We start from the raw sequence: 24914 nt of genomic DNA on the forward strand, positions 1-24914 counted from the left end.
TCAGTCCCCGATCGCCGCGAGGTATTCGCTGTAGAAGAGGGCCAGACCGATCGCCGAGGCGATGGCGGCGAGCAACCAGAACCGGATGATCACCGTGGTCTCGGCCCATCCGCCGAGTTCGAAGTGGTGGTGGAAGGGTGCCATCCGGAACACCCGCCTGCGGCTGGACCGGAAGACCGCGACCTGGATGACCACCGAGGCGGCCTCCGCGACGAACAGCGCGCCGATGACCACCATGAGCAGCTCGGTGCGGGTCGTGATGGACAGACCGGCGAGCATGCCGCCGAGGGCGAGCGAGCCCGTGTCGCCCATGAAGATCTTGGCCGGTGCGGCGTTCCACCACAGGAAGCCGATGCAGGCGGCAGCGCCGGCGGCGCACAGCAACGCGAGGTCGAGCGGGTCGCGGACGTCGTAGCACCCGGCGGTCGGCTCCACGGCGCACGCGTTGCGGTACTGCCAGAAGGTGATGATGACGTAAGCGCCGAGCACCAGCGCCATCGAACCGGCAGCGAGACCGTCGAGGCCGTCGGTGAGGTTCACCGCGTTCGACCATGCGCTGACCAGCAGGTAGACGAACAGGATGAACACGATCGAGCCCATCGAGACCGTGGCGATGTCGCGCACGTAGGACAGGTCGGTGCTGGCCGGGGTGAGACCGTCCGCATTGCGGAACTGCAGCGCGAGGATGCCGAAACCCACCGCGACGACCAGCTGGCCGACCAGCTTGGCCGTCTTGTTCAGGCCGAGATTGCGCTGCTTGCGGATCTTGATGAAGTCGTCGAGGAAGCCGACGCCGCCGAGCGCCGTCGTCAGGCCGAGCACGAGCAGACCCGAGGCCGTGGGACCTTCCGCGTCGTATCCCATACCGATGAGATGCGACCCCCAGTAACCGGCCCACAGACCGGCGAGGATCGCGACGCCGCCCATGGTCGGGGTGCCGCGCTTGGACTGGTGGCTCTGCGGGCCCTCGACCCGGATCTCCTGCCCGAAACCCTGCCGGGAGAACATCTTGATCAGGACGGGGGTGAGCAGGATCGAGACTGCGAGCGCGATGCCCGCCGCGAACAGGATCTGTCTCACCGGGCGTCCTCCGTCCCCACAGCAGCGTCGTTGTCTCCGGCACCGGGATCGTCCGCGAGGACGGCCTCGGCGACGGTCCACAGTCCCACGGACTGCGATGCCTTCACGAGCACGATGTCGCCCGGTTGCAGTTCGTCGCGCAACAACGCGATCGCGGCGTCGGCATCGGGTACGTGGCTCGCTTCCTCACCCCACGATCCTTCCATCACGGCGCCCTGGAACAGACCCCGGACCGGCCGGGTGGCACCGACGGCGATGATGCGGGTGACGTCGAGGCGCACGGCGAGACGTCCGATGGCGTCGTGGGCGACGACGGCGTCGTCCCCGAGCTCGGCCATCTCCCCCAGCACCGCGAAGGTGCGCCGGCGATCCGGACCGGACCGCGCCATGGTGACCAGGGCCTTCACGGCTGCGCGCATGGAATCGGGATTGGCGTTGTAGGCGTCGTCGATGACGGTCACCCCGTCGGATCGGGTCTGCACCGCCATGCGGTGCGCCGAGACGGGACCCGCCGTCGCGAGCGCCTCGGCGGCCTGCTCGACCGTCGCACCGCATTCCACGGCGACGGCGATCGCCGACAGGGCGTTGCCGATCTGGTGTTCGCCGTGCACGGCCAGGCGCACCGGCACGCGCCGCTCCTGTCCGTCGGCCCCGGGGACAACGGCGGTGAAGGACGCACGCGCCTGATCGTCGAGGTGGATGTCCTCGGCGCGATAGGCGGCACCGGACCCGGTCCCGACGGTCACCACGCGACCGGTGGTGCGCGTCGCCATCTTCGACACGAGGGTGTCGTCGGCGTTGAGGATCGCCACTCCCCCGTCGGCGGCGCTGGGCAGCGCCTCGACGAGTTCGCCCTTCGTCTTGGCGATGACCTCCTGCGAACCGAACTCGCCGAGGTGGGCGGTACCGACGTTGAGCACGACACCGATCCGCGGCGGGGCGATGCGGGTCAGGGTCGCGATGTGCCCGGGGCCCCGCGCCGACTTCTCGAGGACGAGGAACCGGGTGGATTCGGTGGCGCGCAGCGCGGTCCAGGGGTGGCCGAGTTCGTTGTTGAACGAGCCGGGCGGTGCGACGACCTGCCCGAGCGGTGCGAGCACGGCGGCGATCATGTCCTTCGTGGACGTCTTGCCCGCCGAACCGGTGACACCGACGACGGTGAGGCCGGCGTCGGTGAGCGTGTCCACCACGGTGCGGGCGAGCTTCGCGAGGCCGGCGAGCACGGCCGCGCCGGATCCGTCGCTGTCGTGTTCGAGCGCGAGGGCGTTGGTCTCGGTCGGCGGGATCGGCGGCACCACGATGGCGGGCACACCCACCGGCCGTGCGGCCAGGACAGCGACCGCACCGGCGGCGACGGCGGCCGCGGCGTGATCGTGCCCGTCCGAGCGCGCACCGGGCAGCGCCAGGAACAGGCCGCCGGGACCGATCCGTCGCGAGTCGAACTCGACGGAACCGGTCACCTCGGCGGACGGATCGTCGACGTCGTGCAGGGTGCCCCCGACGACCTCCGCGATCCGAGCCAGTGTCATCGGGATCATGCCTTGCCTCCGTGATGCGAACCGCCCGCAGCAGGCGGATGGTCACCGTCGGGTCCTGCGGTCCGGTACTTGTCGAGAGCTGCACCGAGGACCTCGCGGTCGTCGAAGGGGTGCTTCACTCCGTCGATCTCCTGCCCCGTCTCGTGGCCCTTGCCGGCGACGAGGACGACGTCGCCCGGGCGGGCCCACGCGACCGCGGCGTCGATCGCCGCGGCGCGGTCGCCGATCTCGAGGATCTCGCCACGTTCGGCCGGCGGCACGGAGTGCGCACCGTCGAGGACGGCCGCGCGGATGGCGGCGGGGTTCTCGGTTCGTGGGTTGTCGTCGGTCACGACCACCAGATCGGCGGCTCGCGCCGCGACCTCGCCCATGATCGGCCGCTTCGTCCGGTCGCGGTCGCCGCCCGCACCGACGACGACGGCGACGCGTCCCTCGGTCGCGGCGCGCAGGGTTCCGATGACCGCTTCGAGCGCCGCGGGCTTGTGGGCGTAGTCGACGACGGCGAGGAAGTCCTGTCCGCGCTCGACCCGTTCGACCCGGCCGGGCACCGCGACATCGGCGATACCGCGGATCGCGGCGTCGATGTCGGCGCCCACCTCGGCGCAGAGCGCCACGGCGAGGGCGGCGTTGGTGACGTTGTAGCGGCCCGGCAGGCCGACGGTGGCGCGGCGGGCGATCCCGTCCGGACCGGTCAGGGTGAACTGCTGCACGCCCGTCTCTTCGGGGACGTCGTCGGTGACCGTCCAGTCGGCACCGGCGGCACCGACGCCACCTGCGGCACCGACGCCACCGGCGTCACCTGCGGCACTGTCGTCACCTGTGGCACTGTCGCCACCTGTGGTGACCGTGCGGACTGCGGTCGCGTCGTCGCGGCCGGCGCGAGCGACCTCGGCCATGCGGCGTCCCCACGCGTCGTCGGTGCACACCACCGCGCGCTGGGCCCGGACCGGCGAGTCCTCGGCGAACAGCCGGGCCTTCGCGCCGAAGTAGTCGTCGAGGTCCTTGTGGAAGTCGAGATGGTCCTGGGACAGGTTGGTGAACCCGCCGACGGCGAACTCGGTGGCGTCCACGCGACCGAGCGCGAGGGCGTGGCTGGAGACCTCCATCACGACCGTGTCGACACCGCGTTCGCGCATGACGGCGAACAGTGCGTGCAGCTGCGGCGCCTCGGGGGTCGTGAGGGTGCTCGGCACGCGGATCCCCTCGATCCGGGTCTCCACCGTGCCGACGAGACCCACGACGCGTCCGGCCGCGACCAGGCCGGCCTCGACGAGATAGGAGGTCGTGGTCTTACCGGACGTGCCCGTGATGCCGATGACCTGCATGCTCCGGGAGGGGTGTCCGTAGACGGTGGCCGACGCCGCCCCCAGCGCGGCACGCGGCTCGGGATGGACGAGGACCGCGACCGGATCCGAGGTGGCCTCGGCGACGAGATCGCGACCGGCCTCGTCGGTCAGCACGGCGACCGCTCCGCGCTCGAGCGCGGTGCCCGCGAAGGAGGCGCCGTGGGCGCGCGCGCCGGGCAGCGCGGCGAAGACGTCGCCGGGGCGGATGCCCTGGGCGCGCAGGTCGATGCCGGTGACCGCGGCCGCACGGGCCGCATCATCTCCGGCGGCTGCATTGACGATCTCGACGCGCGCCCCGATGGCGTCGGCGAGAACCGAGATCTGCGTCATCGGTGGGTGCTCGGGTCTCCGCCCCTCCTCCGGAGGAGCCGGATCCGGACTCGATGGCACAGGCACCAGTTTCCTCTCGCTTCGCTGCAGCTCGTCTGCAGGCACTCCGACGGATGTTCCCGGGTTCGTTCCCGATGCGGTCTCGGCGACGATCGTCGTGTCACGTTACCGACGTGTCAGCCTACCGAGGCGCCACGGTCACCTCGTCAGTCGACCTGGAGGATCAACTTGCTCTCCGGTTCGGCCGACAGCGGCACGCCGTCGCGCTGCAGCAACCACGACGCGATGTTGCGGAACAGCGGCGCGGCCGATTGGCCACCGCTGCCGTCGGAGCTGCGGGTCGGGGCGTCGAGCATGATGCCCACGACGTAGCGCGGATCGTCGGACGGCGCGATGCCGGCGAAGGTGATCCAGTAGTCGGAGTTCGAGTAGCACTTGCAGTTCTGGTCGATCTGCTGGGCGGTGCCCGTCTTGCCCGAGATCTGATAGCCCTCGATGGCGGCGCCCGCGCCGGTGCCCTGCTGGTTGCCGGTATCGGACTGGACGACGGAGCGGAACATGTCGCGCACCGTCGCGGCGGTCTGCGGGCTCACCACCCGCACCGGATCGGGGCGGGGCGTCTCGGTGCGTGTGCCGTCCGGCGCGACGGTGGCCCGCACGACCCGCGGCGGGACACGCTCGCCGTCGTTCGCGATGGTCTGGTAGATCGCAGTCATCTGCAGCAGCGTCATCGACAGACCCTGGCCGATGGGAAGGTTCGCGAAGGTGCCACCCGACCACTGCTCCCGGCTGGGCAGCAGACCCGCCGACTCGCCGGGCAGGCCGACATCGGTGCGCTGACCGAGACCGAACAGTCGCAGCATCTCGGCGAAGCGGTCCTCACCGATCCGCTCCGCGAGCATGAGCGTGCCGACGTTCGACGACTTCCCGAACACACCCGTCGTGGTGTACGGCACGACCCCGTGATCCCAGGCGTCCTTGACGGTCGCGCCGGCCATGGTGATCGTGCCGGGGACCTGCAGAACCTCGTCGGGGCGGGTCAGACCGTCCTCGATCGCCGCGGCCGCAGTGATGATCTTGTTCACGGATCCGGGCTCGAACGGCGAACTGACCGCGAGATTGCCCTGTTCGGCGTCGGGCGGGTTGTTCGCGACACCGATCGACGGGTCGAAGGTGCTGTCGTTCGACATGGCGAGCACTTCGCCGGTGTGCGCGTCGAGCACCACGGCGGAGGCGTTCTTCGCCCCGGACAGGTCCTTGGCGCGCTGCACCTCCTGCTGCACGTGGTACTGCAGGTCGTTGTCGATCGTGAGCTCGACGGAGGAACCGTCGACGGCGGGCTGGCGGTCGCGCCAGCTGCCCGGGATGACGGCGCCGTCGGACCCGCGGTCGTAGGTGGACGACCCGTCGGTACCCGCCAGCACGGCGTCCATCGACGCTTCGAGCCCGATCAGGCCGTGTCCGTCCCAGCCGGTCGCGCCGACGAGATTGGCGGCGAGCGATCCGCCCGGATACAGACGGATGTCCTGGCGTTCGGTGCCGACCTTGTCGTACTCGTCGACGATCTCCGCCGCGACGCCGGGATCGACACCGCGAGCGAGGTACACGAAGGTCTCGTCGCTCTCGAGCATCTCGAGCACGTCCTTCTCGGGCGCCGCAGCGCCGAGCGCGTCGTGGATCGCCGACGCGACGCCCTCGAGATATTCCGAGACCTCGGGCCGGGACGGATCCTTGGCGCGTTCCTCCTCGAGTTCCTTGCGCACCCGCACGGGTTGGAAGGTCAGTGCCTTCGCCTCCATGGTGTAGGCGAGTGGTTCGCCGTTGCGATCGGCGATGGTGCCGCGGGTCGCGGGTTCGACGAGTCGGGTGGTGCGCTGGCTGGCCGCCTCGGCGGACAGGGTCGGGGCCTGGACGAGCTGCACGGACAGCAACTGCGCGACGGCTACGCCCAGAGCGCCGAACATGCCGATCCGGCCCCATTTGTTGCGAAAGGTGAAACTCGTCCGGTCGCGGTGCTTGCGATCGCGCGGCGCGGGCATTCGAGCCCGCCCGCCGCGCGTCGCAGGGGTGGAACGTCGCTGCGGTGCACGCCGGGGGGTGGAGCGGTTGTTCACCGAGGCCCACCCTCGGGTTCCGTCGGCACGGCCTGGACAGGTGCTTCGGGCGCCGCCTCACGGGGCGCCTCGGATTGCGGCAGCTCGCTCACGGGTACCGATTGTCCCGCCGCGGGCGGAACAGGTGCGGCACCCTCGACGTCCGGCGTGGCGCCCGCAGGAGCCTCCGCCACGGACGCGGGCACGGGAGCCGGTGCCGGATCCTCGCCCACAGGGCGGCCGTCGGACGACGGCGCCGCCCGGCGCGCGTCCTCGGTGTCGGTGCGCGGCCGGGGTCCCTCGCTCACGTCACCGAGCGGCCGCGGTGTCTCCGCCCCGGCACTGCCGGCCAGCGGGGTCTGGACGCGGGCGTCCTCCCGGGCCGGCGGATCCAGCGGGGCCGGCGGGGCGCCCTGAGCCGGAACCGGATCGCCCACCACCTGCACCGAACCGTCCGGAGCGACGACGATCCGCGCGACCTGCCCGGTAGGAATCATGCCCAGCTCCGCCGCGGCGACGGCGAGCGCGGGAGCCGATTCGGCCGTGGCGACGTCGCGCTGGAGCACCGCGCGCTTCTGGGCGAGTTCCTCGTTGAGGGAACGCGCCGCGCTCAGCTCGTAGGAATCCTCGGTCGCCCGGGTGGTCAGCAGCAGCGTCACGGCCATGCCCACGCCCAGGAGCCCGATGATGGTGGCGACGAACGGGATCCGGGTGCGGACACGTCCGGCACCCGTCGTGCGCCCGCGGGTCTCGACCTGCTCGACCCCGAGCTGTGCTGCGCGCTGCGACCGTCGCTGATAGGCACGCTGCGCTGCGGTCGATCGCCCCGGGTTCCGGCGCTGCGGGGGTGCCACCTGTACGGTCATCGGTTACCTCCTGGCGATTCGTTCTGCAGCACGCAGGCGGACGGGCGCCGAACGTGGGTTGGCCTCGATCTCGTCGTCCGTCGCCCGCTCCGCACCGCGGGTGAGGATGCGCAGCTCCGGTCCCATCCCGGGCAGTTCGACCGGAAGCCCTTCGGGACTGCGGGACTTCGCTCGCGGGGTCAGTTCCTGCTTGACGACCTTGTCCTCGAGCGACTGGTAGGACATGAAGACGATCCGGCCACCCACCGCGAGAGCATCGATAGCGTCCGGTATCGCGTTGCGCAACGAGTCGAGCTCCGCATTCACCTCGACCCGCAGCGCCTGGAAGGTGCGCTTGGCCGGGTGACCACCGGTACGGCGGGTCGCAGCAGGGATCGTGCGGTACAGCAGTTCGACGAGTTCGCCGCTCGTCCGGAACGGGGCCTTGGCCCGGGTCCGGACGATCTCGGAGGCGATCCTGCCGGCGAAACGCTCCTCGCCGTAGGTGCTCAGGATGCGGGCGAGGTCGCCGTGGCTGTAGGTGTTGAGGACGTCGGCCGCGGTGATGCCGGTGGTGGGATCCATCCGCATGTCGAGCGGTGCGTCCTTGGAATAGGCGAAGCCGCGCTCCGCCTCGTCGAGCTGCATCGAGGACACGCCGAGATCGAACAGGGCGGCATGGACCGAGCCGTGCCGGTCGAGGCCGACACTCTCGAGTGCATCGGCGATCCCGTCGTAGCGGGTGTGGACGAAGTCGGTGCGATCGGAGAACCGTGCGAGTCGCTCGCGGGCGATCGCCAGTGCGTCGGGATCGCGGTCGAGGCCGACGAGCCGCAGCTTGGGGTAGATCGTCAGGAAGTGTTCGGAGTGCCCACCGAGACCGAGGGTCGCGTCGACGTAGACCGCGCCCTCGCCGTCGGGAGCGACGCTCTCGATGGCCGGGCCGAGCAGGTCGACGGCCCGCTGGAGCATGACAGGCACGTGGCCGAACTCCACCGCAGATGCCACATCGGCACCGGTGGCCTCATCCGTACCATCGACGGATTCGTGCTCGCCGTCCACCATGTGTCCTCCGGAATCCTGCTCGGGCCGCTTACGGTCTGTGGGGTACTCGTCGGGTGGACGGTGGTGTGCCTCGTGCCTGCCTGTCGCTCGTCTCGATACCGTGCTCGCCGCCACGGGGTGGATACGGAAGACGGCGAATGCCTCGAGGTCTCTGTCCGAGTCCGAAGAGACCTGACGCCGGGGAAGTGCGTCAGGGCCCTTCGGTCCGTACCTGGCGCTGGGGAAGTGCGTCAGGGCCGGCACATCGGGCAGAGGCCTCGCGGCACTCGCCGCGCAGCCCGAGCCGTGGTTACAAGATGTCGCGTAGTGCTTCGTCTCTCGCTTCCGAGAAGTCTTCTTCGTGCTCGGCGAGGTAGCTCTCCCATGCCGTCGCGTCCCAGATCTCGAGGTACCTGACCGAACCGATCACCACGCAGTCCTTGGTGAGACCGGCGTACTTGCGGTGGGCCGACGACAGCGTGATCCGGCCTTGTGAGTCGGGTCGCTGCTCCTCCGTTCCCGACGCGAGGCTCCGCAGGAACGCACGTGCCTGAGGGTTGCTCCGTGAGGCACTCGCAGCGCGTTCGGCCAGAGCGGCGAACTCGTCACGAGGGAACACGGTGAGGCTGTGATCCTGTCCCTTCGTGATCATCAACCCTCCCGCCAGCTCGTCTCGGTACTTCGCCGGCAGCGTGAGCCGGCCCTTGTCGTCCAACTTCGGGGTGTAGGTACCGAGGAACACTCGGCGCCTCCCCGCTGCCGGACGGATGCTTCGCGCGACAGGACACCTTGTCCCGCCGCGCCCCACATTACCCCACTTTGCCCCACCGGAAACGGATTACCGCCGCCCGGTCACGCGTGTTGTCGTCACATTCCCAGCTCAGAGTGGGTGGCGAAAAATGGGGACACACCCTCTCGTGACTACGGCGGATCCACCGACGTCGGCGCCCCGACGATCCGCCCCACCGGCGGAGCGAGGTTCGAGCGATGGGCGACCAGGGGAAACACTGCGCCCGGGGCCGGGGTGGGAGGCAGTGGGGGGACGGGGAACGCGCGAGTGGGGCGCGGTGGTGGAGCGACAGGAGGGATGGAGGGAGGTCGCTGGGCAGGCCGACGGAGAAACGACGACGGCGCGACCCGTTGGGTCGCGCCGTCGTCGATACACCTGATGGTCGAGGAGGTCAGTCCTGCTCGAAACGCCTCCGGAACCGCTCTTCCATGCGGTTGGTGAAGCCACCACCCGAGGACTTCTTGCCGCCGCGGGAACTTCGACCGGTCTTTCCGCAACCGGAACTACCGCCCGTCGCCCCTGGAGTCGACGGCCGACGACCGCCGAGGAGCAACAGGACTCCGGCGGCGAACATCACGAGGAACCCGAGCAGACTGATGATCGGGAAGCCGCCCGGCTTGAGCGGCAGGGCAACGCCGGCGATCAACAGCGTCAGGCCCAACACGAACAAGGCGCCGGCCTGTAGCCGCCGCCGGTTCGACGCCATCCCCAACCGGCTGCCACGCACGGTCGAGGCGAACTTGGGATCCTCAGCATAGAGCGCGCTCTCGATTTGATCGAGCATGCGCTGCTCGTGCTCGGAGAGTGGCACGGTACCTCCCCCGGCACTAAACGGTGGCCACCGGATCCGTGGGGCGAATCCGGCGGGGGGCCGTCCGTACGGCCGCCTGAGTCAATAATACGAGCAGATGTCGCTGTGGACCACAAACTCCACACGTGAGTTCGATCCCCTCTTCGGCGAAGACCCTCGTGAGGGGGCGAAAGTCACCCACCGACACCGACCTCCGGCTCTGCTTCGGCGTCGAGATAGCCCTCCACATCGTGCAGGAAGTGACCCACCTCGTCGTAGAACGCCCCGGATTCGTCGGCGCCCACCGCATGCACTACCCCCGCCTCGACTGCGGCGCGGGTGGCTGAGCGATCGGCGAAGTAGTCGGCCCAGACGGCGAAGGACTCGTCGGCGCGCGCCATGAGCGCCCACGCGTTGCGCGTGGCGGGCCGGCGGGGGCGGATCCCGGAACGCAGCTCCGCGGCGGCGACCACCGCGCCCGCGCCGCGCAGCGCCGCCAGATAGGCGAGGCGGAACCGCTCGCCAGGATCGCCGGCACCGGCGGCACCCGAGAGCAGATCGTCGGCCTTGCGCAGCAGCGTCGCCGCGCGCGCCGAGGTGGCATGGTCGATGCATGCGGACGGCCCGAGCGTGGGAGACGTTCGGCGCGGGCCTCGACTCGCGACCTGACCGTTGGCCATGTTCACGCACCTCCTCGGCGTGGTCTCACCACTCGTTACGACGAGCGGTATCCGGTGGCATTCCCGCCGAAACGCCGAGGAACGGAGATCACTGTCCTCGAGTGAGGCCGACACGGACGCCGAGCGGGAGACCCCAGGGTGATCCGGGGATGTTCGCTTCCCTCGAACATCCCCGGATCACCGGTGTCGAACATGCGTTCGACGTATTCAATATAGCTGGACCCACCGACAACCCGTCAAGAGAAAGTGGCCACGTCATCCCGAACGATCAGCGAGACCCGAGCACCTCCGACGCAGCGCGAGCCACCCGAACGAGTCACGCATGACCACCGATCCCCGCCAGGACGCCCCGATCCTCACCGAGCTCTCCCCCGCGGACTTCCGTGCGCGCCTGCCCGAGCTGCTGGCCGTCTACGTCGCGGCGATGCGGTATCCCCGCGGCACGGAGTACCACCGCGCGCCGATGTGGTCCGAGCATTCGGCCCGCGAGGGATGGCAGGCGTTCGCTGCGAGTCTCCCCGACGATCCGGACACCGCCGTCGGGATCGCGTACGGCTACCGGGGCGACACCCGCCAGTGGTGGAACCAGCAGGTGCGCGCCGGGATGCGCCATTCCGGACGGTCCCCCGAGGAGATCGATCGCATCCTCTCCGACTACTTCGAGCTCACCGAACTGCACGTCCGCCCCGACATGCAGGGACGCCGCATCGGTGAACTGCTCCTGTCGGCGCTGCTGCGGGAACGCACCGAAGCGGCCGTACTGCTGTCGACACCCGAAGTGCCGGGCGAGGACAACCGGGCGTGGCGGCTGTACCGTCGGTTCGGATTCCAGGACGTCGTCCGCCGGTTCGTCTTCACCGGCGACGCCCGCCCGTTCGCGGTCCTCGGCAGGAGCCTGCCTCTGGAGCCGGACCTCGTTCCGTACCACCATCACACGATCGACGATCCGGACGGAAGCGGTACCCCATGAACTCCACACTCGACGTCGTCGTCGTCGGCTCGGGCCACAACGCCCTGGTCTCGGCGTGTTATCTCGCCCGCGACGGATGGTCGGTGGAGGTCCTCGAACGCGACACCGTGCCGGGCGGCGCCGTCTCCACCGTCGAACGGTTCCCCGGATACGCCGTCGACCGCGGTTCCTCGGCGCACATCATGGTGCGCCACTCCGGGATCGTCGAGGAACTCGATCTCGCTGCCCACGGCCTGCGCTACATCGACTGCGACCCGTGGGCATACGCGCCGCCGCCGACGGACTCCGACCGCCCCGGCATCGTCTTCCACCGCGATCTCGACCGGACCTGCGCCTCCGTCGAAGCAGCCTGCGGACGCCGCGAGGCCGACGCGTACCGCCGCTTCGTGCAGGACTGGGGTCCGCGCAGCGCCGCGGTGATGAAGTCGTTCACCCACCCCCCGACCGGCCGGCACCTGCTGTCCTCGTTCTGGGGACTCGACGCCGGGGAGGGCGGCAGCGCCCTGTCCCGCCGGTTCCTCACCACCGGCGACAGCCTGCTCGACGAGTACTTCGACGACGAACCCCTCAAGGCGGCACTCGCCTGGTTCGGCGCGCAGTCCGGCCCGCCCATGTCCGAGCCCGGCACCGCCGCGATGGTGGGCTTCGCGGCCCTCATGCACACCCTGCCCCCGGGGCGCGCGATCGGCGGGAGCGGCGCGCTCACCCAGGCCCTGCTGTCGCGGCTGCGGTCCGACGGCGGCACGGTGACCTGCGGCGACGCCGCCACCGAGATCCGCCGGACCGGCGATGTGTGGACCGTGCGCACCGAATCGGGACGCTCCCTGCGGGCCCGGAGGGTCGTCGCCGGATGCCACGTACTGACCACGCTGGATCTGCTCGACCGCGGCGGATACGACCGCGACCGGCTCGAGCGCTGGCGCCGCAGCATGCGGGTCGGCCCCGGTATCGGCATGGTCCTGCGGCTCGGCACCGACTCGCTGCCCCGCTACCGCGGCTGCGACGAGCCCGAACTGACGACCGCCGGCCTGCAACTGCTCGTCGACGACCGCGCCCACCTGCGCGCCGCGCACGGTGCGGCGATGGCGGGAGACCTGCCCCCGCGACCGGCCGTCCTCGCGATGAGCTTCTCCGCCCTCGACCCAACGATCGCACCCGACGGCAAGCACCAGATCACCCTGTGGTCCCAGTGGCATCCGTACGCGCTGCGCGACGGGCGTCGCTGGGAGGACATCGCCGGCGCCGAGACCGACCGCATCCTCGCCGAGATGGAGACGCGCTCTCCCGGATTCACCGCAAGCGTGGAGCACTGCCACGTGCAGACCCCCGCGGACATCGAGAGCGAACTCGGCCTGCTCGGCGGGAACGTCATGCACGTGGAGATGTCGCTGGACCAGATGTTCCTGTGGCGCCCGCTGCCGGAACTGTCCGGCTATCGGGTGCCCGACGCGCCCGGCCTCTATCTCACCGGCGCCTCGACCCATCCCGGCGGTGGAGTCTCCGGTGCGAGCGGCCGCAACGCCGCCCGGGTCGCCCTCGCCGACGCCAAGGGAACTCTCGTGGACCGCGTGAAGGGCTGGGTGTCGCGGTGACCGACACCCGCGTCCCCGCACCGCCCCGACCGGCCCGCTGGCAGACGATCCTTCCGATCGTCCCGGCCGTCGCCGCGGTCCTGGCCCAGATCGCCTACCCCCTCACCGAGGGTGGCGCCCGGGACGCCGCGACCGTCGCGGTCGTCACGCTGCTCACCGCCGCATGTCTCGTCCACGCCGCGCTGAACCGCGGCCTCACCTTCGCCGTCGTCCTGATCGTCAGCTCGGTGGGCATCGGATATCTGTCCGAGGTGGTCGGCACGACGACCGGCTATCCCTACGGCTGCTACAGCTATGTCACCGATCGGCTCGGACCGGCCGCCTTCGACGTCCCGCTGGTGGTGCCGCTGGCGTGGTCGGCGGGTCTGTACCCCGTCTGGTGCGTGGCCTCCCGCCTCGTCCGCAACGGTCCCGGCCGGGTCGCGGCGGTCACCGTCGGCATGCTGGGCTGGGATCTGTATCTCGACCCCCAGATGGTGGCGGACGGGCACTGGTCGTGGTGCAACGCCGGCGGACTGCCCGGGATCGAGCACATCCCACTCACCAACTACGCGGGCTGGCTTCTCGTCGCCGCGATCATGGCGACCGTGCTCGTGCTCGTCGACTCCCGTTCGGATCGCACCGACACGTCCCGGCACGACGCCGTGCCCGTCGTACTGTTCCTGTGGACGTGGCTCGGTTCGGCGCTCGCCCACAGTGTCTTCCTCGACGCTCCCGAACTCCGCTACTCCGCGGTGTACGGACTGGTCGTCATGGGGGTACTGGGTGTTCCCCTGCTGTTCTCGCTCGTCCGGTCGTGGCGCGGAAGCAAGCCCGGTCCCGGGCGGGACGAGACACGACTCGCCGCGAGCGACCCGAACAACCGACGAGGATGACCGTGCCTGGCACCATGTTCTCCGTGCAGTCGTCCATCCTGTCCGTCCGCCGTCGTGTCGTCGCGGTCGTGGGGCTCGTGCTCCTCGGCCTCCCGCTCCTCACCGGCTGCCTGCGTGTGCAGGCGACGATGGGGATCTCCTCCGATGACCGTGTGTCGGGGCAGATCGTCGCCGCGACCATCCCCGCCGACGAGAACGATCCCGGTCCCGAACTCACCCCTCCCTCGGCCCTGGCCGGCAAGGTGCGGGTGCAGGAGTACTCGCAGGACGGCTACGTCGGGAGCCAGGTCTTCTTCAACGACCTCACCTTCGGCGACGTCCAGCAGCTCGCCACGATGTCCGACCAGAGCGCCGGCATGTTCCAGCTCAACCTGCAGCGCTCGGGCGACCTGGTCGCCCTGAACGGACGCGTCGATCTCGAGTCCGCTCCCACCCAGGGCACCGACGTGCAGTTCACCATCGCATTCCCCGCCCGGGTGGCGACCACCAACGGCACCCGCGAGTCGGATTCGGTCGTGACCTGGAAGCTTCCGGCCGGTGAGGTGAGCACCCTCCGCGCGGAGGTGCGCTACGCCGATCCCAACACGCGCGGTTTCGCGGGCTGGGCCGGAATCATGGCCGGCGGCGCCTTCGGTGTCACGCTGATCATCGCCGGCGCGGCCTGGTTCACCCGCAATCCCACGCCGCAGTGGTCGTCGGCGAACGGGACGCGGTCCTGACCCCCCTGCCGCGCGACCTGTCCCCCGGTCTCGCGCGGCTCGTCGCCGGTGGTGCTCTCGTCGCCTCCTACGGTGCGGCCGTCGCCGTCGCGAACCGCGTCGCGCTCCCTTGTCTCGTTCCGGGACCGGTGGTCGACGAGCAGGTCACCGTCGTCGTGCCGGCCCGTGACGAAGCTCCTCGCATCGGTGCGATCGTCTCCGATCTGCGCGCACAGAGAGGCCTGCGCGCCCTGCGCGTGGTGATCCTCGACGACGACTCGTCCGACGGCACCTGCGATCTGGCCACGGCCGCGGCCGCGGACGACGAGCGCATCACCGTCGTCCGATCGACCCAGCCACCTCCCGAAGGATGGACCGGGAAGGCAGCGGCGTGTGCCGCAGCCGTCGCCCACGCCGGGCCGGCAGCCGACAGCGGCGTCGTGGTCTTCGTCGACGCGGACGTCCGGCTCACGCCCGACGCACTCTCCGCCGCCATCGCTCTGCTGCGCCGCCAGGATGCCGCGCTCGTCTCGCCGTTCCCGTACCAGCTCACCGGGTCGGCGCTCGAACGGCTCGTGCAGCCACTGCTGTTCTGGTCGTGGTTCTCGCTGCTGCCCGTCGCGGTCTCGCACCGCACCCACCGGCCGTCGATGGCGGTGGCGTGCGGGCAGTTCCTCGTCTTCGACGCGCACGCCTACGGGGCGATCGGCGGGCACGCCGCGGTCGCGGCGAGTCCCACGGAGGATCTGGATCTGGCCCGGGCACTACGTCGCGCCGGACGACGTACGACGGTCGCGGCCGCGGGCGGGCTGTCGTCGTGCCGGATGTACGACGGGCCCCGCCCGTTGATCGGCGGATACACCCGCTGGCTGTGGTCGGCGTTCGGCTCCCCCGCCGGCGCGGCCGCGGTGGTCGCGCTGTATCTCCTCGCCTACCTCCTGCCCCCGGCAGCGGCGCTTCTCGGCGAGGGCCGGACACGACGCTGGGGTCTGGTCGGAACCGCCGCGGGCATGGCGTCACGACTCCTCGCCCGCGTCACCGAACGGGGAGGACGCACACACCCGGATGCTCCGGACCGTCCCGCCGACGACCTGCTCGAGGCCGTGGCACACCCGGCATCGGTCCTGGCCTTCGGCGCGCTCACGGCGTCGTCGATCCGGGCCCGGCGCAGCGGACGCGCGGCATGGAAGGCCCGCGTCCTGCCCTGACCCCGAACCGGGGCACGGATGTCAGGCCGGCTGCACCGCGGCGGGAGCTTCGAGTTCGTAGCCGAGGCGGTCGAGCACCTCGCCGGTCGCGCGGGCGAAGTTCAGCGTGATGAAGTGCAGGCACGGCGCGCCCTCGGAGATCAGCCGCTCGCACATCTCCGTGGCCACCTCGATGCCCACCTCGCGCACGGCGGCGCGGTTCTCCTCCGGGCCGTCGCCCGCCGCGCGCCGCAGCCGCTCCTCGAGCACGGGCGGCAGGTGCGAACCCGACAGTTCGAGGCTGCGCCGCGCCGAGCGCAGCGACGTGATCGGCATGATCTCGGGGATGATCGGCTTGAGCCCCTGCTCGGCGTCGCACGCCACGACCCGGTCGCGCAGACGCAGGTAGTGCTCGACGTCGAAGAACATCTGGGTGATCGAGTACTCGGCGCCCGCACGCAGCTTCTGCACGAGATAGCGGGTGTCGTGGTCGAGGTCCGGGGACCGGTGGTGTCCTTCCGGGAACGATGCGACGCCCACGTGGAAGTCGCCGAGATCGCGCACCAGACGTACGAGTTCGTCGGCGTATTCGAGACCCTCCGGGTGCTTCTCCCACTCGCCGAGGGGGTTGCCCGGCGGGTCGCCGCGCAGGGCGAGGATGTTGGTGATGCCGCGGTCGGCATAGGCACCGACCATCGCGCGCAGTTCGTCGATGCTGTGCCCGACGGCCGTGAGGTGCGCGACCGGCAGGAGGGTGGTCTCCTCGGCGAGACGTCCGGTGATCCGGACCGTACGGTCGCGGGTGGATCCCCCGGCGCCGTAGGTCATCGATACGAAGGCCGGACCGAGGCGTTCGAACGTCCGCACGGCACGCCACAGTCGTCCCTCGGCCTCGGCATCGCGAGGTGGGGAGAACTCGACGGAGAACGGAATGCGGCCCGAACGCGCGGATCCGAGACGGTCCACGATCGACGGGGTCCGAGAAATCCCGTCGTCCTCGGTTGCCCTGACGAAGTCGCTTGTCACCGGTCCAGCATAGGTGGCGCCACCGGGCCGGTCGCTACCGGCGACGACCCGAGTGTGCGGATAGGCTGGTCGCGGCGCCTCCGGCTCTCCCCCCGCCGAGGTGCCGTCACCCATCGACCTGGAGGTTTCGTCCTGTCTACCGGCGCCGATCACTTGTCTGCCGAGCAGCTCCCCCATCGTGTGGAGGACTCCCTCCGGCAGTTCTTCACCTCACGTTCCGATCTGGTCGACTCGGTGGGCGGTGGATACCGGCAGGCCGTCGACACGCTCGAGGCGTTCGTGCTGCGCGGGGGCAAGCGGGTACGTCCGCGCTTCGCCTGGACGGGCTGGCTCGGCGCCGGCGGTGATCCGACCGGGCCGGACGCCGCGGCCGTCCTGCAGGCGTGCTCGGCGCTCGAGCTCGTGCAGGCCGCGGCCCTCGTCCACGACGACATCATCGATGCCTCAACCACGCGCCGCGGGTTCCCCACCGTGCACGTCGAGTTCACCGAGCAGCACCGCAGCGCCGGCTGGCACGGTAGGTCGGAGCAGTTCGGCGAGTCGGTCGCGATCCTGCTCGGCGACCTCGCCCTGGTGTGGGCGGACGACATGCTGCACTCGGCCGGGCTCGACCCCGCGACGGTCGCGCGCGTGGTCCCGGCCTGGGCCGCGATGCGCACCGAGGTGCTCGGCGGGCAGTACCTCGACATCGCCAACGAGGTGGCGGCGGACGAATCGGTGGAGGCCGCCACGCGGGTCAACCGGTTCAAGACCGCGGCGTACACGATCGAACGCCCGCTGCACATCGGCGCCGCTCTCGCCGGCGCCGACGACGACCTCATCGACGCCTACCGCCGCTTCGGCACCGACATCGGTCTGGCGTTCCAGCTGCGCGACGATCTGCTCGGCGTCTTCGGCGACCCCGAGATCACCGGCAAGCCCTCCGGCGACGACCTGCGCTCGGGCAAGAGGACGGTCCTGTACGCGCTGGCACTCGAGACGGCCGACGCCTCCGATCCGGCCGCGGCCGAGCTGTTGCGCACCTCGATCGGGACCGATCTGTCCGACGCGCAGGTCGAACAGCTCCGCTCGCTGCTCGTCGACCTCGGCGCGGTCGCCCGGATCGAGGACCGCATCACGGAACTGACCGACAGCGCGTTCGAGGCGCTCGAGTCGTCCGGCGCCACCGAGGAGGGCAAGGTCCTCCTGCGCGAGTCGGCGGTCGCCGCGACCCGACGGGTGGCGTGAGGACGGTGCGGACGGTTCCCGGCGCCGACCGGGTCGTCGTGGTCGGTGCCGGCCTCGCCGGTCTGTCCGCGGCGCTGCACCTGCGTGGCGCCGGTAGGGACGTGACGGTCCTCGAACGCGCCGACGACGTCGGGGGCCGGGTCGGCAGTTATCACGGCCCCGGTTACGAGATCGACAACGGTGCCACCGTGCTCACGATGCCCGAGCTGATCGACGACGCCCTCGCCGCGGTGGGCGCCGATCGGGACTCGGTCCGGCCGGCGCTACGCACCCGACAATTGTCCCCCGCCTATCACGCGCGGTTCGCCGACGGCACCTCGCTCGACGTGCACTCCGACCCCGAGGCCATGGTCGCCGAGATCTCGCGGGTGTGCGGTCCCGAGGAGGCACGCCGCTATCTGCGGCTGCGGGCGTGGCTCGCCGACATCTTCGACGCCGAGTTCGACCGCTTCATGGACGCGAACTTCGACTCGCCGCTCGACCTGGTCTCGTCTCCGGCGGCACTGCGCGACCTTGCGCGTCTGCTCCGGCTGGGCGGGTTCGGCAGGCTCGGCGCACAGGTGAACCGCAGGATCACCGACCCACGCCTGCGCCGCGTCTTCACCTTCCAGGCGCTGTACGCGGGGGTCGCTCCGGCACGGGCCCTCGCCGTCTACGGGGCCATCGCCCACATGGACACCTCGCTGGGCGTGTACGCGGTGGACGGCGGTATGCGATCGGTCGCCCGCGCGATGGCCGCGGCGTTCGTCGATGCCGGCGGACGGCTCGAACTCGGCCGGGAGGTGACCTCGCTCGATCTCTCCGGTGGCCGGGTCGACGGTGTCCGCACCCGCGACGGAGAACGCTTCCCGTGCGACGCGGCCGTCCTGACCCCCGACACCCCGGTGGTCGACGGGTTGCTGCCGCACCGTCGGCGCCGCCGCACACTGGCCGCGCCGTCGGCCGTGGTGCTGCACGGGTCGATCCCCACCGGGGTGACCCACGGCTGGGCGGCGCAACACCACCACGTGATCGACTTCGGCGGTGAATGGGACCGCACCTTCGCGGAGATCACCCGCAGCCGCGGACGTGGCCGGCCGATGTCGGATCCCTCGCTGCTCATCACACGACCGGCTCTGTCCGATCCCGGTCTGCGCTTCACCCGTGAGGGGGCCGAGCACGAACCGTTGTCGGTGCTGGCGCCGTGCCCGAACCTCGACAGCGCTCCGCTCGCCTGGGCCGAGCTCGCGGTGCCCTACCGCAACGAGCTGCTCGACGTCCTCGACCGCCGCGGATACGGCGGTATCATGGACGGTTTCCGCGTCGACCACATCGACACACCCGCAACCTGGCACGCTCGTGGCATGCAGGCGGGCAGCCCGTTCTCGAGCGCTCACGTCTTCCGGCAGACGGGACCGTTCCGGCGCCGTAACCTCGATCCGGCCGTTCCCGGCGTGGTGCTCGCCGGGTCGGCGACGGTGCCGGGCGTCGGCGTCCCCACCGTGCTGTTGTCCGGAAGGCTCGCCGCCGAACGGCTCGGTGTTCCGCGAAGCCGGTGACACCGGGCGCAACACGCTCCGCGTCTCCACTAAACTGTCCTCGTTCGCCAGCTACCTGCGCGCCGCGCATCCACACGTCCACGGGGGAGGAACCGTAACGATGTCGTCCCCTGCCTCGCCCGACGCCGAGCCGCAGACCTCGCCCGCGCCGGAGGGGACGGTCGCGCCGACGGGTGAGCGCCCGAAGTACGCATTCCTGAGGAGTCCCGCCGGCCACGCCACGTTGCTCGGCGCGTGGGGCGCGGTGCTCATGACCTTCGGCAGTTTCGGATCGGGCAGTGTCCGCCGCGTCGATCCGCTGCTCGAGGACATCTATCTGTCGTGGCTGCGCTTCGGCCACGGTCAGCTGCTCTCGCGGATCATCCTGTGGGTCGGTGTGCTCGTCATGATCGCAGCGTGGGTGCGCGTCGGTCGGGCGACCCTCGCCGGCCACGTCACGGTGCGCGATCTGTGGACGGTGCTTCCCGCGTGGACCGCTCCCCTGCTCGTCGCGACCCCGATGTTCAGCCGCGACGCCTACTCCTACCTCGCGCAGGGTGCACTGCTGCGCGACGGCTTCGATCCGTACGAGGTGGGCCCGGTCGTCAACCCGGGCGTCCTGCTCGACAACGTCAGCAACGTATGGACGACGACCACCACGCCGTACGGGCCCGTCCACCTGCTGCTCGGTGCGGGCATCACGTCCATCACCGACGACAACGTGGTGACGGGCACCTGGCTGTGGCGCCTGACCATGCTTCCCGGCCTCGCGCTCATGGCGTGGGCCGTGCCGAAACTCGCCCGTCGCATGGGTGGGAACCCCGCGATCGCCCTGTGGCTCGCGGTCCTGAACCCGCTCGTGCTGATCCATCTCGTCGGCGGTGTGCACAACGAGCTGCTGATGGTCGGTCTCATGATCGCCGGCATCGTGCTCGTGCTCGAGGGCCGACATATCGGCGGCATCGCCCTGGTCTCGCTCGGCGCCGCGATCAAGGCCACAGCAGGATTGGCACTGCCCTTCCTGGTGTGGGTGTGGATGATCCACGAACGCGACCGTGCGCGCGCCGAAGGGCGCGAACCGGCAGCGCCCGTCCGCCTGTTCGCCAAGGCCGCCGGTCTGGGACTGGTCGTCTTCGCCGCGGTCTTCGGCGGCACCTCGCTGCTCGCCGGTGTGGGCATCGGCTGGCTCACCGCCCTGTCCGGCTCGTCGAAGATCATCAACTGGTTGTCGCTGCCGACGATGATGGCGCACGCCGTCACGTGGGTCACCCCGTGGCGACTCGGATCGGTCCTCGACATCACGCGCATGCTCTGCGCGATCGCGCTGGTGGTGATCCTGGTGTGGGCGTGGTGGCGCTTCCGCCGCACCGAGCGCGACGCGGTCTTCGGGATCGTCGTGGCACTGACCGCGGTGACCCTGCTGTCGCCCGCCGCGCTGCCCTGGTACTACTCCTGGCCGCTCGCCGTCGCCGCCGCCTTCGCGATGTCGCCCAGGGTGCTCATGGTGCTCGTCGGGTTGTCGACCTGGTTGATGTTGATCTTCAACCCCGACGGGTCGATCGGGATGTACAACATCGCGCACGTCGCACTCGCGGTGTTCGCCTCGATCGTCGCGGCCCGTTCGCTCGTCACCCGTGATCCGCTGCGCCTGCGGTTGCGGCCACGAGCGGCATCGCCCGCCGGCGCTGCCCGGGACGACCGTGCCTGACCGCCCCGCGGGGATCGCGGCCGACGATCTCACCCGGGCCTACGCCTACTGCGCCGAACTCACCGCCGAACACGGACGCACCTACAACCTCGCGACCCGGTTGCTGCCGGCCCCGCGCCGACACGCCGTGCACGCGCTCTACGGGTTCGCCAGACATGTCGACGACATCGTCGACGTCACCGCCGTGGACGACCCGGAGGCCGCGATCCGCGGGGTCGACGACGCGCACGCCCGCCTGCACGCCGCGCTCGCGGGTGATCCCGGCCCGCTCGACGAGACCGGTCTGGTGGTCCGTGCGCTCGCCGACACGATCCGGCAGTACCGCATCCCGACCGGGTACTTCGACGCCTTCATCCGTTCCATGCGCATGGACGTGCCGCGCACGCCCGAGTTCCGGCCCCACTACCGGACCATCGAGGAACTGCGCGAGTACATGCACGGCTCCGCGGCAGTGATCGGTCTCGAACTGCTGCCCATCCTCGACGTCGCCGATCCTGCCGCCCCACCGGCCGCGGCCGCGCTCGGTGAGGCATTCCAGCTCACCAACTTCATCCGCGACGTCGGCGAAGACCTCGAGCGCGGACGCGTCTACATCCCGCTCGACCTGTGGTCGGCGTTCGGGGTCGACATCGACCTGCTGCAGGAATGCCGGCGCACCGGCGCCGTGGATCCGAGGGTCCGGCGGGCGCTCGCCCACGCGGTCGCACTGACCCGCGCCGAATATCGCAAGGCCGAACCCGGACTGGCGGTACTCCCCGACCGGATCCGGCCCGGTATCCGCGCGGCCTTCACGCTCTACGGGCGGATCCTCGACGAGGTCGAACGCAGTGGGTTCCGAGTGCTCGACCGGCGCGCGACGGTACCGCGCCGCACCCGCGCCGCGGTGATGCTCACCGAGTACGTCACCGGTTCACTGCTCCGGCAGCGCTGAGTTGCCCGCCGCGGATCAGGCCGAGTTGCCCGCCGCGGATCAGAAGGCGAGTGCCTGTGCCCGCCGCATGACCTCGCGCGCGGACTGCGTGTGCATCGCGGCGACGGGGCTTCCACCGGGAAGAGAATCGTCCTCGGCGAAGAGCCACTGCAGGATCTCGTCGTCCTCGTAACCGCCGTCGTGCAGCACCGCGATCAGGCCGGGAAGACCCTTGAGAACGTTCCCCTCGTCGTCGAGGAAGGCCTCGGGCAGGACCGGCACGCGGTCGCGCTTGAACGCCAGCAACTGCCGGTCGCGCACCATCTGGTGCACGCGGGAGGTGGCGACGCCGAGGCTCTTGGCCACATCGACGAGCTGCACCACGGGCACGGAGCGGTCGAGAACGTCGTCGCAGTAAGGGATTGCACTCACCCCACCACGTTATCGTTGCGGCCTCGCGGGCAGCTACGCGGCTACCGTCCACGGGAGCTGGCTACGATCGACGGGGACGAAATCGCTCCGCACACGCAGAGCCGGACCTTCGTCACGTCGATACCTCGAAGGCCCGGGTACCGGCGTCCCACCATCACGCACGAGACACGGGGGTACACCGGGTGACCGCTGGCAGCGACCGACTGGTCGGCGTCGTGCTCGACCGGCGTTATCGCATCGAATCGCAGATCGCACGCGGCGGCATGTCGACCGTCTATCGCGGCACCGACATGCGTCTCGACCGTCCCGTCGCCGTGAAGATCATGGATCCGCAGTTCGCGGCCGATCCCCAGTTCCTGGCACGGTTCGAGTTCGAGGCCAGGTCCGTCGCACGATTGACGCATCCCGGGCTCGTCGCGGTCTACGACCAGGGCCAGGACGGCGACCATGTCTTCCTCGTGATGGAGCTCGTCGAGGGCGGCACCCTGCGTGAGCTGCTGCGCGAGCGCGGGCCGATGCCGCCGCACGCCGCCGCTGCCGTGGCCGCTCCGGTCCTCGGAGCCCTGGCCGTCGCCCACCGGGCGGGTCTCGTGCATCGCGACATCAAGCCCGAGAACATCCTCATCTCCGGCAACGGCGAGGTGAAGATCGCCGACTTCGGGCTCGTCCGCGCCGTCGCCGCCGCGACCACCACCTCGCGCAGCGTGATCCTCGGCACCGCGGCGTACCTGTCCCCGGAGCAGGTCACCGTCGGCAGCGCCGACGCGCGCAGCGACGTCTACTCGGCCGGTGTGCTCGTATACGAGATGCTCACCGGCCGCACCCCCTTCATCGGCGACACGTCACTGTCGGTCGCGTACCAGCGCGTGGAGAAGGACGTGCCGGATCCGAGTTCGGTCATAGACGGGGTTCCGCCGGAACTGGACGCCTTCGTCCGTCGGGCCACCGAACGCGAACCGTCGGAACGCTACGCCGACGCGCAGGTGATGGCCGACGCGCTCGGCGAGATCTGCGACACGCTCGATCTCCCCCGCTACCGGGTTCCGGCTCCCAGACGATCCGCCGTGCGGACGCCGCCCGTGGTGGACCCCGACGCCGCGGCACCGACCCGCACCGTCGACGGTGCCGCTGCCGGACATGCCGATCCCGCTCCGGCGACGACGGTGCTCCCCGGCTCGGCCGCCGCGAACTCGCACGCCCCGACGACCGTGCAGACCGCCGTTCCGGCCACGCCCGGCCCGGATGCTCCGGCCACGCCCCCGCACCCGACCCGGGTCGCGACCCGCACCCATCCGCGTCCCGACACCGAACCCGTGGCGCCCCGGCCCGACTACGCTGCCGACCGTCGCCGTCAGCGCCGGTCCGCCGCCGGTTGGATCGCCGCGATCATCGTGCTCGCGTTGTTCATGGGAATCGCCGGGTGGTGGCTCGGCGCCGGCCGCCTCACCGACGTCCCGACCGTGCAGGGTCTCGACCGGGCAGCGGCCGTGTCCGCGATCGAGACGGCCGGATTGTCCAGCGAGATCCGGGGCGAGTACTCCGACGACGTCCCCGTCGACACCGTCCTCGGCACCGACCCCAGCGCGGGTTCACGCGTGCCCGACGGCGACACGATCGCGTTGCTCGTGTCGCTCGGCAGACCCACCGTCCCGTCCATCCCCGGCGCCGGCGAGAGATCCGTCGTCGAGGACGAACTGCGCAGCCGCACCTTCGAACCGATCGAGGGCGGCACCGCGTTCAGCACCACGGTGCCCGAGGGCGGTGTGGCTGCACTCGACCCCGCCCCCGGCACCGTCCTGCCGGTGGGCGCCGAGGTCGCACTCGTGATCAGTAAGGGCTCCCCGCCGGTCACCCTGCCCGATCTCACCGGACGCCCGGTCGACGAGGCGCGACGCATCCTCGACGAAGCAGGTCTGACCGTCGGTGAGATCCGAGAGGTCTTCGACGCCGACGTCGACGAGGGACGAGTCGTCGGCACCGACCCGGAGGAGGGCGCCGACGTCAGCGCCGGCGGAACCGTCACCCTGCTCGTATCCAATGCAGTGAAGGTGCCGTCGATGTTGGGACGCTCGGTGGGCTCGGCCCGCGACGAGCTCACCCGCCTCGGTTTCGAGGTCGAGGTCCGGCAGCTCGGCGACTCCGACCGCTCGATCGTGATCGGCCAAGATCCGGGGGCAGGCCGGAGAACAGAACAGGGCAGCACGGTCACGCTGACCGCACTGCCCTGATCCGACCA

Annotated in this window: 21 protein-coding genes; 10 read left to right on the forward strand and 11 right to left on the reverse strand. The window is 70.6% G+C overall.

The features are described from left to right. The 9 genes from mraY to CKW34_RS14700 form a co-directional block, all read right to left on the reverse strand. Window positions 1-1080 (reverse strand): phospho-N-acetylmuramoyl-pentapeptide-transferase, encoded by a 1080-nt coding sequence (gene mraY, locus CKW34_RS14660; RefSeq protein WP_016693810.1) that lies wholly within the window; start codon window positions 1078-1080, stop codon window positions 1-3. Beyond that, window positions 1077-2618, reverse strand: coding sequence for a UDP-N-acetylmuramoyl-tripeptide--D-alanyl-D-alanine ligase (locus CKW34_RS14665; RefSeq protein WP_059380950.1), 1542 nt, complete (start codon window positions 2616-2618; stop codon window positions 1077-1079). Before CKW34_RS14665 ends, mraY begins: the two co-directional genes overlap by 4 nt. After that, entirely contained in the window at window positions 2615-4294 is a 1680-nt protein-coding gene (locus CKW34_RS14670; RefSeq protein WP_059380949.1) for a UDP-N-acetylmuramoyl-L-alanyl-D-glutamate--2,6-diaminopimelate ligase, read from the reverse strand. Before CKW34_RS14670 ends, CKW34_RS14665 begins: the two co-directional genes overlap by 4 nt. A 206-nt stretch (window positions 4295-4500) precedes the next feature. Beyond that, window positions 4501-6333 (reverse strand): peptidoglycan D,D-transpeptidase FtsI family protein, encoded by a 1833-nt coding sequence (locus tag CKW34_RS14675; RefSeq protein WP_059380948.1) that lies wholly within the window; start codon window positions 6331-6333, stop codon window positions 4501-4503. Between the two features lie 71 nt (window positions 6334-6404). After that, on the reverse strand, window positions 6405-7253 hold the full coding sequence (gene ftsL / locus CKW34_RS14680; protein WP_059380947.1) for a cell division protein FtsL: 849 nt from the start codon (window positions 7251-7253) through the stop codon (window positions 6405-6407). Window positions 7254-7256: 3 nt separating this feature from the next. Continuing rightward, window positions 7257-8204 (reverse strand): 16S rRNA (cytosine(1402)-N(4))-methyltransferase RsmH, encoded by a 948-nt coding sequence (gene rsmH, locus CKW34_RS14685; protein ID WP_230823529.1) that lies wholly within the window; start codon window positions 8202-8204, stop codon window positions 7257-7259. Window positions 8205-8586: 382 nt separating this feature from the next. After that, on the reverse strand, window positions 8587-9018 hold the full coding sequence (mraZ, locus tag CKW34_RS14690; protein WP_059380945.1) for a division/cell wall cluster transcriptional repressor MraZ: 432 nt from the start codon (window positions 9016-9018) through the stop codon (window positions 8587-8589). A gap of 439 nt (window positions 9019-9457) precedes the next feature. Beyond that, window positions 9458-9877: a DUF3040 domain-containing protein gene (locus CKW34_RS14695; protein ID WP_059380939.1), complete on the reverse strand. Its 420-nt coding sequence runs from the start codon at window positions 9875-9877 to the stop codon at window positions 9458-9460. 173 nt (window positions 9878-10050) lie between these two features. After that, window positions 10051-10536, reverse strand: coding sequence for an SAV_6107 family HEPN domain-containing protein (locus CKW34_RS14700; RefSeq protein WP_059380938.1), 486 nt, complete (start codon window positions 10534-10536; stop codon window positions 10051-10053). Window positions 10537-10858: 322 nt separating this feature from the next. Here CKW34_RS14700 and CKW34_RS14705 point away from each other — a divergent pair, with 322 nt between their 5' ends. From CKW34_RS14705 to CKW34_RS14725, 5 genes are read left to right on the forward strand one after another with little or no spacing between them, the layout of a single operon-like run. Then, window positions 10859-11506: a GNAT family N-acetyltransferase gene (locus CKW34_RS14705; RefSeq protein ID WP_059380937.1), complete on the forward strand. Its 648-nt coding sequence runs from the start codon at window positions 10859-10861 to the stop codon at window positions 11504-11506. Further along, window positions 11503-13098, forward strand: a complete 1596-nt coding sequence (locus CKW34_RS14710; RefSeq protein ID WP_059380936.1) for a phytoene desaturase family protein — start codon at window positions 11503-11505, stop codon at window positions 13096-13098. Before CKW34_RS14705 ends, CKW34_RS14710 begins: the two co-directional genes overlap by 4 nt. Then, window positions 13095-13973 (forward strand): carotenoid biosynthesis protein, encoded by an 879-nt coding sequence (locus tag CKW34_RS14715; RefSeq protein ID WP_059380935.1) that lies wholly within the window; start codon window positions 13095-13097, stop codon window positions 13971-13973. The genes CKW34_RS14710 and CKW34_RS14715 overlap by 4 nt, the downstream gene beginning before the upstream one ends. Beyond that, complete coding sequence (locus CKW34_RS14720) at window positions 13970-14692, forward strand: LppM family (lipo)protein (RefSeq protein WP_080968141.1); 723 nt, start codon at window positions 13970-13972, stop codon at window positions 14690-14692. The genes CKW34_RS14715 and CKW34_RS14720 overlap by 4 nt, the downstream gene beginning before the upstream one ends. Beyond that, complete coding sequence (locus tag CKW34_RS14725) at window positions 14662-15879, forward strand: glycosyltransferase family A protein (RefSeq protein ID WP_059380934.1); 1218 nt, start codon at window positions 14662-14664, stop codon at window positions 15877-15879. Before CKW34_RS14720 ends, CKW34_RS14725 begins: the two co-directional genes overlap by 31 nt. Window positions 15880-15900: 21 nt before the next feature. Here CKW34_RS14725 and metF read toward each other — a convergent pair whose 3' ends face one another. Then, window positions 15901-16845, reverse strand: a complete 945-nt coding sequence (metF, locus tag CKW34_RS14730) for a methylenetetrahydrofolate reductase [NAD(P)H] (RefSeq protein ID WP_174479566.1) — start codon at window positions 16843-16845, stop codon at window positions 15901-15903. Window positions 16846-17064: 219 nt separating this feature from the next. Between metF and CKW34_RS14735 the strand changes: the two genes are divergently transcribed. The 4 genes from CKW34_RS14735 (at window position 17065) to CKW34_RS14750 (ending at window position 22267) form a co-directional block, all read left to right on the forward strand. Further along, window positions 17065-18111, forward strand: a complete 1047-nt coding sequence (locus tag CKW34_RS14735; RefSeq protein ID WP_059380932.1) for a polyprenyl synthetase family protein — start codon at window positions 17065-17067, stop codon at window positions 18109-18111. Window positions 18112-18116: 5 nt separating this feature from the next. Continuing rightward, on the forward strand, window positions 18117-19649 hold the full coding sequence (gene crtI / locus CKW34_RS14740; RefSeq protein ID WP_059380931.1) for a phytoene desaturase family protein: 1533 nt from the start codon (window positions 18117-18119) through the stop codon (window positions 19647-19649). A 100-nt stretch (window positions 19650-19749) separates the two neighbouring features. Beyond that, a complete protein-coding gene (locus CKW34_RS14745) occupies window positions 19750-21336 on the forward strand; it encodes an alpha-(1->6)-mannopyranosyltransferase A (RefSeq protein WP_174479565.1) in 1587 nt (528 codons plus the stop codon). Beyond that, window positions 21329-22267 (forward strand): phytoene/squalene synthase family protein, encoded by a 939-nt coding sequence (locus CKW34_RS14750; protein WP_080968142.1) that lies wholly within the window; start codon window positions 21329-21331, stop codon window positions 22265-22267. Before CKW34_RS14745 ends, CKW34_RS14750 begins: the two co-directional genes overlap by 8 nt. Before the next feature lie 39 nt (window positions 22268-22306). On the opposite strand, the gene CKW34_RS14755 is transcribed toward CKW34_RS14750, so the two are convergent. Next, window positions 22307-22678, reverse strand: a complete 372-nt coding sequence (locus CKW34_RS14755; RefSeq protein WP_229579298.1) for an Rv2175c family DNA-binding protein — start codon at window positions 22676-22678, stop codon at window positions 22307-22309. Between the two features lie 182 nt (window positions 22679-22860). Between CKW34_RS14755 and pknB the strand changes: the two genes are divergently transcribed. Further along, entirely contained in the window at window positions 22861-24906 is a 2046-nt protein-coding gene (gene pknB / locus CKW34_RS14760) for a Stk1 family PASTA domain-containing Ser/Thr kinase (RefSeq protein ID WP_059380929.1), read from the forward strand. Window positions 24907-24914: the final 8 nt, after the last annotated feature.

This window comes from Rhodococcus rhodochrous (assembly GCF_900187265.1).
GTDB classification, from domain to species: Bacteria; Actinomycetota; Actinomycetes; order Mycobacteriales; family Mycobacteriaceae; genus Rhodococcus; species Rhodococcus rhodochrous.